A 14,978-nucleotide genomic window follows, 5' to 3' on the forward strand; every position below is an offset into this window, starting at 1 on the left:
GTGGCCGACATGCGTTGCCCGAGCCGACGAGCGAGAGAGCCGACTCGATGACTACCGAAGCCCCCGTGAGCACCACGTCGACCGGCGCAGCGTATGCCCGTCACGGTCATGCCGTCGAAGAGCTGGCAGTGTCGGTCTCCGAGCGAGTGACTGCTGAGGTGTCGGCTCGCTGGGTCGAGCCGACGGCCCCGGTGAAGGAGATCCGCAACCGCTACGCCGCGGAGCGTCAGGGCATCGCCGCGGTCTTCGCCAGGATGCGCGACGGTCTCAAGCGCTACGACGTCACCCTCGAGGAGTGGAGCAGCTCCACGACCACATCGGTGACTCCGGAGCAGCTCCTGCGGGAAATGACCGCCTTCGCCGAGGCGCTGGAGAAGTCCAAGCGTCCGTTTCTGGCTGTCAAGCGCCTCGAGCAGCAGAAGGAGTTCTTCGCCGCGGCGGAGAAGATCCAGCAGACCCACGCCGACGTGCTCGAGACCCTCCGCCGCCGCGAGAACGACGCGATCGTCGCGGCGCACCAGACCGCATTCAACTCGTGGCTGGCAGCCGTGAGCCGTGACGCGGACGCGATCGAGGCGTCGGTCCGCGGCGATATCGAGCGGCTGCGTGCCGAAGAGCCGAACCACGCCGCCCCGGCGTGGAGGTCGCCGTCGCGCGCCGATCGTGAAGGTGTGCCCCAGCCGATCGTCGAGGTCGGCCGAGTTGGCCTCACCGACTGGCACTTCGACGCGGTGCACTCCATCTGGGACGAGAAGACGACCGACATCACTCGCACCGTCAACTGGTCTGCTTCCGGGCTCGGCCTCGACTTCCCCCTCGCCCTCGATCTCGATTCCCTCGGGGGATTCGTGACGGGGTCGCGCGAACTCGTCGAGTCGGCGGTCGTGCAGCTCCTGTCACTCCTTCCCCCGGGCATGCTGTCGGTTCAGGCCGTCGACCCGGTCGGCCTCGGCGAGTCGCTCAACTTCCTCTACGGTCTCAACGAAGCGGGCGACAAGGTCCTCGGCGACGCGGTCTGGACCACCGCGGAGCAGGCTGCGCGGCTCCTCGTCGAGCTCGAGAAGCACGTGACGTTCGTCACGCAGAAGTACCTGCAGGGTCAGCACAGCACCCTGACCGAGTACAACCTCGCCGCTGGCGAGGTGGCCGAGCCGTACCGCGTGGTGCTTCTCTACGACTTCCCCGCCATGTTCACTCGCGATGGAACGTCGTGGGACGAGGAGAGCATGACCCGCCTCCGGAAACTCGCCGGCGTCGGTCGTCGGTCGGGCCTGTACTTCTTCGCGGTGTCGTCGACCGCGCCGACCGGGTCGAGCGCGCTGTCCGAGCTCGTGGCGCTCTATCCGCAGTCGACCTTCGGAGCGCGCACGTCGGCGCCTTCAGCCGACCGGGTCGACTCGATGACCCTCGACTGGTCCTTCGCACCGGTCGGGGCACCGGACCGCGAAGCCCGCGACGACGTCTTCTCGCGCGTCCTGCGGGGTCTGGACTCGCAGGAGTCGACGAAGGTCGAGCCGTCCAGAATCGCCGAGCTGGCACGTGCGCACGAGGCCAAGATGCATGCCCGCGGCGTCTCGGCCGATCTGGCCCTCGCCGATCCTGCGGATGCCTCGACCTGGTGGCGTGGCTCGAGTGAGAAGGGCATCACCTCGCGCTTCGGCCGGATGGGAGCCTCCGGAGTGGCCGAGGTGGCGTTCAACTCCAAGATGGAGTCGAGTGCTCTGATCGGCGGCCGCGTCGGATCGGGCAAGTCGTTCCTGCTCCATTCGATCGTCATGGATCTCATCACGCAGTACTCGCCCGATGAGCTCGAGCTCTATCTGATCGACCTCAAGGAGGGCGTCGAGTTCAAGGGCTACGCCGACGCGCGACTTCCGCACGCTCGCACGATCGCCATCGAGAGCAATCGTGAGTTCGCCGTGAGCGTTCTCACGTCGCTCGATCGTGAGATCACGAGGCGAGGAGAGCTCTTCAAGGGCACTTCCGGCACGACGGTGGACCTCGACGCCTACCGGTCGCAGACGGGCCTGGCGCTCCCACGAGTCCTCCTCGTCATCGACGAATTCCACAAGCTCTTCGAGCGCGAGGACTCGCTTCGTCGAGAGGCGGAGGCGCTCCTCGAACGCCTCATCAAGGAGGGGCGTGCCTTCGGCGTCCACGTGATCCTGGGCTCGCAGTCGATCGCCCTGGTGGGTTCGGCCTTCCGGAGCGTGGCCGGGCAGATCTACTACCGACTGGTTCTGGCCAGTTCGGAGGAGGACTCCAGGATCCTGCTCGGTGAAGGGAACCCCGACGCCCAGCTGCTCAGCCGGGCGGGCGAGGGGATCATCAACAAGCAGGCGGGACTTCGCGAGGCGAACGATCGATTCCAGGCGGCCTTCTGGGACCCCGACCACCGGGCGCGGATCCTCACCGATCTCCGTGCCCGGGCCGATGCCGCGGGATTCGCTGCCGAACCGGTCGTCTTCGAAGGCCAGGCGTCCGTATCGGCGGACTCGCTGTCGGCCGACGAACTCCGACGGAGCAACCCGAACGGCTCCCTGTCGCTGCCCGCGGGAGCGACCATGACGCTTGATCCGGCCACACAGGTCGTCCTGGAACGGGCGCCGGGAGCGAACCTCCTGATCATCGACGACGAAGGGGTGGACACCCTGGCGATCTCGGCGGCCGCCCTCCGGGCGGTCGGGATCGACGTCCTCTTCGGCGACTTCGGAGCGTTCGGATCCAGTCACGAGCCCGTCAAGGACTCCCTGGCCGACCTCGGTGTGACGATGGCATCGCAGCGCGCCCTGCCATCGCTCCTGGAGGCCCTCGTCACCGAGCTCGACCGCCGGATCGCGCTGGGCAGCTACTCCGAGCCCGCCAGGGTGCTCATGCTCGCCGGCTTCCATAGGGCCCGCGACTTCTCGCCGGAATCGGTCTACGACGAAGGCAGCAGTTCGCGGGCGCTGCAGCGCCTCCTCAAGGACGGCCCCGAGTTCGGCGTCTTCACCATCGCCCAGGTGGATCGTCCCGCTGCTCTCGAGAGGCGACTCAGCTCCGAGGCCCTTCGCGAGTTCGGCCAGAAACTCCTCTGCACCATGAGCGCGCAGGACTCCCGCCATCTGATCGAAACCGACGCGGCGTCGAACCTCAAGGTCAGTGAGGTGATCCTCGACGACTACGACGGGGCCACGAGCACGGTCCTTCGAAAGCTCAGCTTCCCCGGTGTCGCATGGCTCGAAGACCAGAGGGTCGGCTGACATGGTCGGCGGTGCGGAGGTCACCACCGAAGCGGTCGCGGACCTGGCCCGGGATCTGCGGGCCTACGCGTCGAACTCCGGCCGAGCGCACGTCTCCGCGCGACGCGGCCTCGACTCGGCGGTCTCGTTCGTCGAGGAGGTCGTCGCGACCCGACGCCGGGCCGCACAGTCGGCCAGGTCGGAACTCGACGCGGAGACGGCCCGGCAGGAGCGCGCCCGCCGAGAGCGCGAGCGACTGGCTGCTCTCGAACGCGAACGGGGTCAGGAGTCGTCGGCCTACGGCTGGTCTCTCCCTCAGGACACGTCGTGGCAGGACGAAGCCGCGCTGGCAGAGCTGAGACGCCGACTCCGCGAGTGCGAGATCGCCCTCGAACGAGCACAGAGGATCTCCGGAGCCGTGTCGACTCGCGCCGCTGAGGTTCGGAGGCTGGTGGCGTCCCACGCCAACGCAACGGGTCAGATCGTGGACAAGACGATCGACCTTCTCGGCCTCGAGCACGCCCAGCTCGAGACCTACCTGAGTCAGACCTCCGCTCCGGGAGGAGCCTTCTCGGCGGTCTCGACGCCCGCGGCGATCGAGGGGCCGGCGTCCGTTGCCGACGCCGCGCTGCCCGAAGGGTTCGCCATGGTCTCGCTGGCCGACATCGACGACAACGGACGCGTGACGGGCCCCGAGAGCTTCGGCAAGGGGTACTCGCCGCGCGACCTCGAGTGGGCGCACGAGGCGTTCCTCGAGGTCGTGCTGCCGACTCTGAGGGCGGGCGGCGGCATCGACGACCTCCGCCTGCGAGACGCGAACGAGGGGAAAGTCGGGACACGCAGCTTCTCCGACACGTTCGGGGGCTTTCTCGGCGACTCCGCGATTCGCCTCACGCCGATCGGCGACCGGTGGGAGATCACCAACGGGGCGCACCGCATCTGGGTCGCCCGCCACATGGGGCTGGAGTCCATCCCCGCCAGGATCGGAGCGGCCCACCGTGGCGAACATTGACGAGGGGATCCGCGACCTGAGGCAGGCGATGGATCGCCGGGTCGCAGCGGAGTCGCGGGCCTCGGGACTCTGGCGCGACGTCGTCTATCGACGCCTCCAGGATCGGATGCTGACGCCCCTCCAGGTCGAGGACCTGGCGCTGCTTCGCACCCTCACCGACGCCGACGCCGAGATCTCCCGGCTCCTGCGCGAACTCTGAGCAGTTCGCCTCCGACCACTACGACTCCCACCCTTCCTGACCGACACGACAGAAGAGAGACATCATGGCTGGCGTCATCGCCGACCCGAAGGACCTTCGCAACGTCCGAAGCGCCCTCGACCGCTGCCAGAAGGACATCGACCGCGCTTTGGCGCAGGTTCGCGGCACGCTGCGCTCAGCGAACTGGCGCGACGACCGCAGAGTGAAGTTCGAGAAGGACCTCGAGAGCCTGCTCGGGTCGATCGCGCGGTTCTCGAAGGACGCCGACGAGTTGAAGACCTACCTCGGTCGGAAGGCCGACGAGCTCGACCGCTTCCTCTCCAACTGAGATGGCCAACGACTTCGACGCTCGGCTCCGCGACGTCAGAGCGAGTGCAGCACGGCACCGTTCGGCCGACGTCGTCTTGATCGTGCTGACCCTGCTGCTGTCGGCCACCGTGCTCGTGCCGTGGCTCCTCGGACGATTCCTCCTCCGTGACACCCTGTTCCGGCCGGAGGCGTCGTCCGTCTTCGACATCGCCATCCGCAAGAACGGGACCTACTTCCTGTCGGACTGGACCGCCGGCCTCGCCGTGCTCTTCGTCTTCCTCGGCCTGGCGCTCGTCCTGCGACCGTGGTCGCTGCGCATCGGACGGGTCGTCTTCGGGTTCCTCTTCCTCGCTGTCGGCGCGGGAGTCTTCGGGCCGGTCAGCTCGCACCTGTGGAGCCTGGACGAGCACGTGTCAGCCGACCGTCTGCGCACCACCGCCTACCCGTGGAGCGACACGAAGTACGAGTGCGACGAGCAGGAAGCCATGTTCAGCGGCGACCTCTGGCAGGCGCACACGGCCCGGACCGAGGGGCTCGACGGTGGCTGCGATCGCATCGTCGTCTACAAGGGGTGGGAGCCGGTCGGCTGGGCGCAGCTTCCCCACGGCAAGACCGAGTCCTCCCTCGTGATCCAGAACAACGGCCTGGTGCAGGTCAAAGACGACAACGGGCACGTCATCACGTCGTTCGCCATCTGGAAGCCGCCCATTCAGGGCGCCTCCGGCTGATCGGCGGGCGGCCGGGCGAGGTCAGGCGTGGGCGGGCGCGCGGTGGGAGGGGTGAGGGGCGTGAGCCGGCTCCTGCGACGCCGCGCTGTCGACCGACGGCTCGAGGGCGAGCTCGTCCTCGCTGCGCAGGCGGACGTCCTCCTGATTGCGGAAGTGGCCGGCGACTGTCGCGACGAGCCCCAGCACCGCCCAGCCGGCGAGCACCAGCCACGCGAACGTCGGGTTCGCGTCGGGGAAGTACGACAGGTCGCGCACGAGTGTGGTCGAGGCTCCGGGCACGAACCACTGGCCGACCGCACCCCACGGCCCGACGAGGAACTGCTCGGGCTGCGTCGCAGCCGACAGCGGGTTGCCGACGAGCATCGTCGTGACAGACCCGAGCGGCACACCCATGCGGCCGATGAGGGCGTTCATGCCGACGACGAACGAGGCGGTCGCGGCCATGGTGAGCGAGATCGCGGCGGCGTTGAGCCAGAACGAGCCGAGCAGGATCCCGAAGAGTCCCTGCAGCAGAGACGTCACCCCGACGCCGGCGAGCACGGCGTACACGCCGACACCGACGAGGCGGCGCCAGGAGCCGGTGACGGTCAGCGCGATGAGGATCCCGCCCAGGATCCCGCCGAGCACCAGAGGAAACGACGCCGCGCTGAGGCCGAGGCCGCGCGAGTCCTGCGACGAGAGCGGCACGACGTCGTGCACGGTGGCTCCGACGCCGGAGGCGACGCCGGTCATGATCTGCGTGACGGCGGCGCCGTTCGCGCTCGCCGTGAGGACCTCGGGTCGGGCGGCGGCTGCTGCGGTCGCGCCGGCCGCCGCGCTCGCGCCGCCGGCCGCCGCCGAGCCCGTGCCGCCCGCCGCAGCCGACGCCCCGAACGTCGCGGGCAGGACGATCGCGCCGTCCACGTCGCGCGTCCGGATCAGCTTCACCGCGTCGGCCCGCGAAGCGACCCGCGTGACGTCGAAGGCCCCGGGGCTCTTCTTGTCGAGCGCCTGCTTCACGCCGGCGACCTGCTGCGAGGTGCCGCTCACCGCGACCGGCAGGTCTTTCACCGACGAGGTCATGGTCGGCCAGATGAAGGCGAGCAGGATCACCGCGACGGCGACGGCCGCCGCGACGGCGAGCAGCACGGTGCGGGCCCAGGCCGTGCGGTGGGTGACGGGTGTTGCGGTGGTGGACATCTCTGCTCCTGGATCTAAAACGAATGTTCGTTCTTTATTGTGAGAATGCAGAGACGAGTTGTCAAGAACGAACGTTCTTTTTTAGAATCGGAGCATGCCCAAGGTCACCGCCGAACACCGCGACGCGCGCCGCCGCGAGATCGCGCAGGCGGCGCTGAGGCTCTTCGCGCGCAAGGGATTCCAGGGCACGAGCGTGGCCGACATCATCGCCGAGAGCGGCCTCAGCGCCGGCGCGATCTACGGCAACTACAAGAACAAGGACGAACTCGTGCAGGCTGCCGCGACCGAGCTGCTCGAGTTCCGGCTCTCGAACGCGGCCGCCATCGACGACGGAGCGCCGCCGCGGCCGCCGGGCGAGATGGTCGAGCGGATCGTGCACGGCATCACGTCCGAGGTCGCCGACCTCGGCGTGCTGGTGCAGGTGTGGGGGCAGGCGACGCTCGATCCGGCCATGCGCGAGGCCACCACGCGGGTGGCCGAGAAGCTGCGCGACACGTTCGAGGAGTACCTCGTCGACTGGTACACGCGCGGTCTCGGGCTGCCGGCCGGCGAGGCCGCGACGGCAGCCGCGAGCACGGCCTCGCTCTACGTCGGCATCATGCAGGGCTACGTCGTGCAGTCGACGATCTCGACGACGTTCGACGCCGAGGCCTATCTCGCCGCCGTCTCGTCGCTCGCCCCCGTCGCGCCACCGCGCGCCTGACGAGTCGCTGCGAGGAGTGGCGTTTCACGCGAGGAGCGCCGCCGCGACGCCACTCCACGCGTGAAACGCCACTCCGCACGTGCGCGGGCTAGGGGGCGGGCGGGGCGACGGGCGCAGGATCCGGCATCACCGGCAGCGACGCCAGTCGCCTCGTGCGCGCCCACACGAAGAACCCCGTCAGCGTGAACACCCCGTAGAAGACGTACATGATCGCCGACGCCCAGTACCCGGCGCTCAGCAGCAGCGGCACCCCGACGATGTCGACGGCGACCCAGATCAGCCAGAACTCGACCCAACCCTTGGCCATGCCGTAGGTGGCGAGAAGCGAGCCCATGAAGATCCAGGCGTCGCTCCAGACGGGCGGGTACGAGCCGAGGGCGGAGAAGATCGGCGTGAGCACGGCGGTTCCGGCGACGAGGGCCACCGCGAGCAGGATGCGGGTGCGCAGGCCGGCCCAGACGGGTTCGACTGCGCCTGCTCCTGCGCCCTGAGTCGACGCGTCGCCCGACGAGCGGACACGACGGCGCGTGCGCTGCCACGCCCACCACCCGTAGATCGAGACGACGATGAACATGACCTGGCGGCCCGCCTGGCCGAGCAGGTTGACCGGGTTCGGGGTGTCGAAGACGGCCCCGAGGAAGACGGTGAAGAGCAGCACGTTGCCCGCGATGCCGATCGGCCACGCCCAGACCTTGCGGCGCATGCCGCCGAGCGCCGAGACGAGGCCGAAGAGATTGCCGATCACCTCGCGCCAGAGCACGGTCTGGTCGCCCACCTGGAAGGTGGAGTCGAAGAGCCAGCGGATCGCGTCCATGCTGAGATCATCTCAGAGGCAAGGGAGGCCCCGCTCCGCCAGAGAGGTGTCGGCCGCAGAGAGAGGCCCCGCTCCCAGGGGCCGCGGGGGTAGGGGTTGGCGGCCTCCCATCCTGGGAGCGGAGCGGGGTCGCATGAACGCGCCCTCGGCAAGGGCTTCGCTGCCTGGCCAGGTCTCGTATCCCTCCGTGACCGGCCGCCGCGATCTCCTTGTACGCAGAGGATCGCCCCTCGTGTGGAGGGCGGCAATACGTCAAACGACGTAGTTCGATGCGGCGCCGGGGCTCAGGGTGAGGGGACGAGCGCCTGCTCCTGCGCCCTGCGCACCCGCGGCCGGTAGCTGGCGAAGAGCACCCCGCCCACGACGAACGCGCCGCCGACCACCTCGGGCACCGACGGCACCTCGCCGAAGACCGCCCACGAGGCGAGCACGCCGATCACCGGCACGAGCATGGAGAACGGGGCGACGGTGCTCGAGGGGTAGCGGGAGAGCAGCGTGTTCCAGAGCCCGTAGCCGACGACCGTCGCGATGATCACGACGTAGAGCAGGCCGAGGTCGGCGGGCAGGGCGTCGAGCGTGAACGCCGTCGCGAGCGCGTGGCCGACCGTGCGCGGGCCCTCGACGACGAGCGCCAGCACCGCCATCGGAATCGGCGGCACGACCGACATCCACAGCGTGAGGTGAAGCGGGTTCGGGGCCTGGGCCTTGCGCGACGAGACGTTGCCGAGCGCCCACCCGAGCGCACCGCAGAGCACGAGAACCAGCGGCAGGATCGCCGACACCTGCGCCCGGTACACCGCGATCGCCGCCAGCCCCGCCACCGCGATGCCGATGCCGATCGCCTGCCGCCTGGAGATGCGCTCGCGCAGGAACAGCCCGGCGAGCATCACCGTGAACGGCGCCGACGCCTGCAGCACGATCGACGCGAGCCCCGACGACACCCCGGCCGACATGCCGAGGTAGAGGAACGCGAACTGCACGATCCCGAGACACGTGCCCACCGCGAGCAGCCACCGCACCTTCACCCTCGGCCGCGGCACGAGGAACACCGTCGGGATCGCGATCAGCACGAACCGCACGGCCACCGTGAGCAGCGGTGGGAAGTGCCGCAGCGCCAGCTCGGTCGCCGGGAAGTTGAGCCCCCAGCACACCGCCACGAGCGCGGCGAGAAAGCGGTCGCGGGGCGTCATGCCCTCCATCCTCGCCCGGTCGCAGGAGCCGCGACAGAGCCAATCGCACCCGCGTGGCTCCGCACAGCATCCCGGCAGACCCCTGTGAACCCGCGCGCGGGTCAGCCCGCGTTCAGTAGATTCGTAGGCCTTGCCCGCGCCCGGACACTCGTCCGTGCCTGCCGTCCGGTGCTCCTGCGCCCGTGACGAGCGATGAAAGGACACAGTGACAGACCCCCTCGACCGCCTGCCCGCGCCCTCTCCCGCCCGCGACCGCTCGCGCCGCGCCGCCCGTTCGGCTCCGCTCGCCCGCCACGGCCGTCTGCCTCGCCGGAGCCCGTGGAAGGCGCTGGCGACGACGGTCGCGGCCGCCGTGGCCGTCGTCGCGGTGAGCGGCGCCGCCGTCGGCGCGATCGCGCTGAAGCAGGTGAGCGACGACCTCGGCCCGGGGGTCGCCCTTCAGGGCGAGAAGACCGAGCCGGCGGTGAAGCAGCCGGGCGCGGGGCTCGCCGCCTACAAGGGCGGGTTCAACATCCTCATCGTCGGCACCGACAACGACCCGAAGCAGGGCACCTCGTACGGCGTGCGCGATGCGACCCTGAACGACGTCAACATCCTGTTGCACGTCTCCGCGGACCACACGAACGCGACGGCCGTCAGCATCCCGCGCGACCTCGTCGTGCCGATCCCGTCGTGCCCGCGCACGGACGGACAGGGCTCGACCTCCGCGCAGTCGGCGGCGCCCATCAACTCCGCGTACGGCGACGGCGGGCTCAACTGCGTCGTGCAGACGGTCAAGCAGCTCACCGGAGTCGACATCCCGTTCGCCGGGCAGATCTCGTTCAACGGCGTCATCGAGATGTCGAACGCGATCGGGGGAGTGCCCGTCTGCGTGAACAAGCCGATCCACGACCGCTACACCGGGCTGAACCTGCCGGCGGGCACGTCGACGCTGTCGGGCGCCGACGCGCTGGCGTTCCTCCGCTCGCGGCACGGCGTGGGCGACGGCTCCGACCTCGGTCGCATCTCGAGCCAGCAGGTCTACCTGTCGTCGATGCTCCGCACGATCAAGTCGGGCGGCGTTCTCGGAAGCCCCACGAAGCTCTACGGCCTCGCTCGCGCCGCGGCGTCGAACATGACCCTGTCGAACAGCCTCAACAGCACGTCGACCCTCATCTCGATGGGCAGCGCGCTCCGCGATCTGGACTTGAGTCGTGTGAACTTCGTGCAGTACCCGGGCAGCACCGCGGGCACGGGCATCTACGCCGACAAGGTGCAGCCCGACACGGCCACCGCGGCCGAGCTGTTCGGGGCGATCAAAGCTGACCGGCCGTTCACGGTGCCGGCGGGGTCCACGGGCATCGGGTCGGAGTCGAGCGCTGCGGCCGGGACGGGCTCCGGCGCCGCGACTGGTGCCGCCGGGGGGTCGGGTACCGCGAGCGCGGGGGCCGGCGGCGCCGGGGCGGCGGGCGGATCCTCGGCGGCGGCCGGGGGCTCCGGGGCGGCGGGCTCTGCCGCGGGCTCGGGTGCGGCGGGGTCTGCGGGGTCGAGCGCGTCTGGGTCGAGCGGCGGGGCGACGGCTCCTGCGACCATCGGCTCGGGAGCCTCGACGGGCGCGGCCATCTCGGGCCTCACCGGGCAGACGGCCGCCGATCAGACCTGCTCGGTGGCCTACCGCTTCTAGTCGAGGTGGTGCGTCGCCCGCCCGTGTCGCCCCCGCCCCCGCCGCATTTCGCGACCGGAACGGCGCTCCGGCCTCATGCGTCACCGATGTTCCGGGGGCCTCGGGGCGAACCGGTCGCGAAATCGAGACCGCGGCCGGGAACGAGGAGAGCCGCCCCGCGAGTAACCATCTCGCGGGGCGGCTCCGTGTCACTCGACCGATCGGGGATGTCGGGAGTGGAGACCCTGCGAGGCCGGGATCAGGGGTGTTCGGCCTCGCAGGGCGCTGCGTCTGGCGGCGTCGCCAGTGAATGTGCGCCCCACATCGGCGCGATCAGGTGTTCGGGCACCTGCTCGTCGGGATACCGCCGTCGGGAGTGGGGCTGGCTGATGGAATGACTCTAAGTGGTCCTCATTATGGAGGACAAGAGGACACGCGCACCCAGATCGGGGGTCAAAAATGTGGGCCTTAATGCGGACAAGCAGGCGCAGGATGCACGGGGTGAGTTCACACCCGGCCACCCGCTATAGTTGAGGCCGTGTGCTCGCGCGAGCGAGCGCCACGGAGCCGTCGCATAGTTCGGCCTAGTGCACCACCCTGCTAAGGTGGAGTCCCCTTTTTGGGGACCGTGGGTTCAAATCCCACCGGCTCCGCTTCCGGGTCGATGACGAATCTAAATCCATTTGATGACGTATCTCGATCCGCGCGAAAAGCCCCCGATATTTTCGGGGGCTTTCGTTGTTCTTGGCGCTCGCCACCGCGGTCTCGGCGAGGACTTCGCGGCGGAGGACGCCCCGCGGGCGCGTAAAAGGCCCCGGCACGCCCATTTTTGGGCGCGCCGGGGCCTTCGTCGTTCAGATGTCGCTCTGGAGTCGTTGGCAGTCCTGTTCCGGGGCGCGACGATTATCCCCGTCCAGCGCAGGGTTTTTGGGTGCCGCCGAGGTCTTTTCTAGGTCCTGCTGACCACGACAGTCGGGCGGGCTTTGTAACCCCGCCTGTAGTGGCTTCGGTCGTTGCGGTCCCGGAGTCTCTTCGGGGGTCGCCGGCGTGCACCGGGTTTGGGCATGGGGACGGTAATGCCCGTTCGGAGCTTGATGGCCAGGTTCTTTTGCTCGAGTTTGAAGCGCTCGTGCATGTACTGGGCGATGCGGGTCATGTTGAACGCGACGAGCATGAGCGCCCACGCGAGTTGCGCGACGGCAAGACCACGCATCGGACGGTTGGTCGGGTCGGAGAGGACGGATGCATCGTTGTGGAGGAAGTCGTTCGCGGACTCGCTGCTGGCGCGGTCAGCCTTGTAAACGCGGTTGTGCGCGCGTGTGGCGTAGCCGTACTTCTGCCCGGATTCCTTCTCGCTCTCGGCAATGGGGATGTTGAGGGACTTCTTGCAGCAGATGTCGACGTCTCGTTCGAGAATCTGGCTCTCGTTGATGGGGGCGAGGTTGTCTTTCTGGAGGGCCTTCTTCGTCATCGTGCGGAGAGGGCAGTCGACGGTGGCGGAGTCGCCCATGGCGGGGCACTGGTACTTGACACTGCTCGGGTTCGGGTTGTGGTCCTTGATGTGCAGCTTGTACGCCTGCCGGAGGTCGATGTCCCGCCAGTACTCCTCGACCGTGATGAGGCCATCGTCGTACCGGATAGTCGCTTCGAGCAGCTCCTTGGGTGTGCTGGCGCAGTACCAGTCGCCTTCGACGAAGTGCGCACCTCCGAATCCGTTGGTGATGCCCTTCTGGCCGCCGACCTTGCCGCCTTTGTAGTCCTTGACGACCTTGATGCCGCGTTCGCGCAGGGGGCGGTGGAACTTCTCGACGGTTAGCTGGGTGTAGCCCTTGTCGAATGAGAGGCGGCTGATTTTGGTGCCTCGGCCCATGATGATGTCAACGAGGGCGATGGTGTGCTCGCCGATGCGCTTGTTGGGCGCGCTGAGGCTGCCGGCGTAGGCGAGCTGCGGTGGCGCGAGGGTGTTGTCCGCGGAAGGGTCTTCGTAGACGCCGAGCATGACATTGCCCATGAACGCCATCTGCCAGTCGGATGCCACCCACGTTGTGACGCCCGCGGAGTCTTTGACGGCGGCGCCCTTTTCGACCGGGTAGAGGCCGGCCTGCGGCTCGAGGACGACTCTTTCGACTTCCGACTCCGGGTCTTCGGGGTCCATGTCGGCGTACCGCTCGAACTTCTCCAGGCCGTTCGTGTCGCGGCGCCATGGCGCCAGCTGTGACACCGCCTCGAGAGCGGTCTGGTCGACGGTTAGGGCCACCGTGTTTTGGCGGCGAACGGAACGGGGGAGCTCTTCGAGGGTCATCTGAATGAGCGCGCAGGTGAACTTGTCACCGCGCGACATCATCTCTTCGACGAAGTCCTCATTCTCGGCCAGGTCTTCTTCGAGCTTCTCGCGCTCGAGCCGGCCGATGGCGCACTTGCGGCCGCCGCCCCAAGCGTCCCACGTTTTCGTCAGACGGCGAACAGCTCGCCGGGCGAGCTGGTTCCAATTGCGCGTGGTCCCGTCGAACAGGTGGGAGATGCCGAGCGCTTCTTTGGCGGCGTTGGTGAGTCGGTGCCCGAGGGCGTGGCCGAGGATGGTGCCCTTGAGAGCAGACCGTTCCGCGACGAGGACCAACATGAGGGTGAGGATGACTTCATCGTCGATTGTGGGCTTTCGGCCGCCCCGGTACCTTTCGGCGCTGTCGGCCTCGCGCCACTCGCACACGAGGGTGAGCACGCCGGAGCGGCGAAGACGCTGCCTCCATCGTAGGACGAGGCCCTTGTCGATGCTCGACGTGTTCAGGGAGCCGGAGACGACCTCTGCCATCGGCATGAGCCCATAGAGGGTTTCGTCGAAGACGTCGTCGATGTCGACGTCGCTGCTGTACGCGCTCACGCCTTCGCCGCCTTCATGACGTCGTGAAACTCGCTGACGAGGTCCAGGTCGTCGAGCCGGCTGAACGGCTCGTATCGAGCGACCAGTGCCTTGATGGACGCGTAGCCGGAGAGGTGCGTAACAATTCGGAAAGGGAGCCGGTCGAGCATGTCGACAATCCACGTGTCGCGCAGTTTCATCTGGTCCGGCGCGCTCTTCAGCTTAAAAACGTGAGCTCCGTGCTGGACTCGCCATCGGGACGTGGCGGTACCTGGCCGAACGATGTATTCCGAGGTCGACCGCTGCTCGAGCGCCGTCAGGAACCCTGGGGTCCACTCGGCCCGCATGGCAACTTGCCTGGCGTTAGCACCTTGGACATCGATGAGGACCGTGTCGCCGTCAACGCAGACATCGGAGGGCCGAACGAAGACGATTTCCGGAGTCCGAAGCCCGGCGCCGCCGGCGAGAGCGACAGCGGCCATGGCATCGACTCTGTTTCGAAGGGCTCGCGACGAAGCCCAGCTGCGGGCATTAGCGAGCTCGTTCTTTGTGTAGACAGACACGGTGCCGCGTTGCCCAGAATGGCGGCTCTGCAGGCTTCGGCCGGTGCTGTGCAGGACGAACCGCTGAAGCATGCTCTGGTAGGCGGTTCTCGTGTTCACGTTCGTGTAGACCGTGTGGAGGAAGCGGCGAAGGAGCGTGTCCGTGAACAGGTCCGTGACGTTCAGAGGGGTGTGCATCTCGAGGACCGCCCACAGGACGAACGCCGTCACCCGGTGACTGAGTTGCGTCACGTAGGTCTCTGAGGGCGACGGGTACGAGCCAAGTAGCGGCGCGAGGAAGTTCTGGATGTCCTCCCACACGCCGGCGGGCGCAGTTTGGGTGCGCCGCATGTTCTTCATCGCCTTCTTTGCAATGCGCGTGTTGTGCTCGTTTCTATGAGCATATTGTGCTAGAGCGCTAACGATTTGGGTAGAGGGGATTTCGACCGAGGCGGTGGCGGAAGGAGTTGGGATCATGCCCCGTCTATGCGCGGAAAATCGAACAGCCGTATCTGAAGGTAAAATCCCAGATCAGGGATCGTTTTCCTTGAATGGTCGGGCTGGAGTGGCCCGTTCGCATGT

12 protein-coding genes and 1 tRNA gene are annotated in these 14,978 nt (G+C 68.1%); 8 read left to right on the plus strand and 5 right to left on the minus strand.

Annotated features, from left to right (window positions below):
- The first annotated feature begins 65 nt into the window (after positions 1-65).
- The 5 genes from C8E83_RS16985 to C8E83_RS19650 all read left to right on the plus strand — a co-directional run bounded on the left by C8E83_RS16985 (position 66) and on the right by C8E83_RS19650 (position 5,469).
- Positions 66-3,242: an FtsK/SpoIIIE domain-containing protein gene (locus tag C8E83_RS16985; RefSeq protein WP_170159981.1), complete on the plus strand. Its 3,177-nt coding sequence runs from the start codon at positions 66-68 to the stop codon at positions 3,240-3,242.
- 1 nt (position 3,243) lies between these two features.
- Complete coding sequence (locus C8E83_RS16990) at positions 3,244-4,233, plus strand: hypothetical protein (protein ID WP_121371274.1); 990 nt, start codon at positions 3,244-3,246, stop codon at positions 4,231-4,233.
- Positions 4,220-4,432 carry a hypothetical protein gene (locus C8E83_RS19285; protein ID WP_147430215.1) on the plus strand — a complete coding sequence of 71 codons (213 nt, stop codon included), beginning with the start codon at positions 4,220-4,222 and terminating at the stop codon, positions 4,430-4,432. The genes C8E83_RS16990 and C8E83_RS19285 overlap by 14 nt, the downstream gene beginning before the upstream one ends.
- Positions 4,433-4,496: 64 nt before the next feature.
- Entirely contained in the window at positions 4,497-4,760 is a 264-nt protein-coding gene (locus C8E83_RS16995) for a hypothetical protein (RefSeq protein WP_121371275.1), read from the plus strand.
- Between the two features lies 1 nt (position 4,761).
- Entirely contained in the window at positions 4,762-5,469 is a 708-nt protein-coding gene (locus C8E83_RS19650) for a hypothetical protein (protein ID WP_170159982.1), read from the plus strand.
- Positions 5,470-5,490: 21 nt separating this feature from the next.
- On the opposite strand, the gene C8E83_RS17005 is transcribed toward C8E83_RS19650, so the two are convergent.
- Complete coding sequence (locus tag C8E83_RS17005; RefSeq protein WP_121371276.1) at positions 5,491-6,648, minus strand: ABC transporter permease; 1,158 nt, start codon at positions 6,646-6,648, stop codon at positions 5,491-5,493.
- A gap of 94 nt (positions 6,649-6,742) precedes the next feature.
- Between C8E83_RS17005 and C8E83_RS17010 the strand changes: the two genes are divergently transcribed.
- Positions 6,743-7,351, plus strand: a complete 609-nt coding sequence (locus C8E83_RS17010) for a TetR/AcrR family transcriptional regulator (RefSeq protein WP_121371277.1) — start codon at positions 6,743-6,745, stop codon at positions 7,349-7,351.
- A gap of 88 nt (positions 7,352-7,439) precedes the next feature.
- Here the strand turns inward: C8E83_RS17010 and pnuC are convergent, their stop codons facing one another.
- A complete protein-coding gene (gene pnuC / locus C8E83_RS17015) occupies positions 7,440-8,165 on the minus strand; it encodes a nicotinamide riboside transporter PnuC (RefSeq protein ID WP_121371278.1) in 726 nt (241 codons plus the stop codon).
- Between the two features lie 284 nt (positions 8,166-8,449).
- Positions 8,450-9,355, minus strand: a complete 906-nt coding sequence (locus tag C8E83_RS17020) for an EamA family transporter (protein ID WP_121371279.1) — start codon at positions 9,353-9,355, stop codon at positions 8,450-8,452.
- Between the two features lie 205 nt (positions 9,356-9,560).
- Here C8E83_RS17020 and C8E83_RS17025 point away from each other — a divergent pair, with 205 nt between their 5' ends.
- Both C8E83_RS17025 and C8E83_RS17030 read left to right on the plus strand, forming a co-directional pair.
- Positions 9,561-11,018, plus strand: a complete 1,458-nt coding sequence (locus C8E83_RS17025) for an LCP family protein (protein WP_245981784.1) — start codon at positions 9,561-9,563, stop codon at positions 11,016-11,018.
- 542 nt (positions 11,019-11,560) lie between these two features.
- A tRNA-Ser gene (locus C8E83_RS17030) sits at positions 11,561-11,650 on the plus strand.
- Positions 11,651-11,946: 296 nt separating this feature from the next.
- Here C8E83_RS17030 and C8E83_RS17035 read toward each other — a convergent pair.
- Positions 11,947-13,806 (minus strand): hypothetical protein, encoded by a 1,860-nt coding sequence (locus C8E83_RS17035; protein ID WP_147430216.1) that lies wholly within the window; start codon positions 13,804-13,806, stop codon positions 11,947-11,949.
- A 65-nt stretch (positions 13,807-13,871) separates the two neighbouring features.
- The gene (locus C8E83_RS17040) at positions 13,872-14,873 is read right to left on the minus strand and encodes a hypothetical protein (RefSeq protein ID WP_147430217.1); all 1,002 of its coding nucleotides are present in this window, start codon (positions 14,871-14,873) and stop codon (positions 13,872-13,874) included.
- Positions 14,874-14,978: the final 105 nt, after the last annotated feature.

It is taken from the genome of Frondihabitans australicus (assembly GCF_003634555.1).
Classification (GTDB): Bacteria; Actinomycetota; Actinomycetes; order Actinomycetales; family Microbacteriaceae; genus Frondihabitans; species Frondihabitans australicus.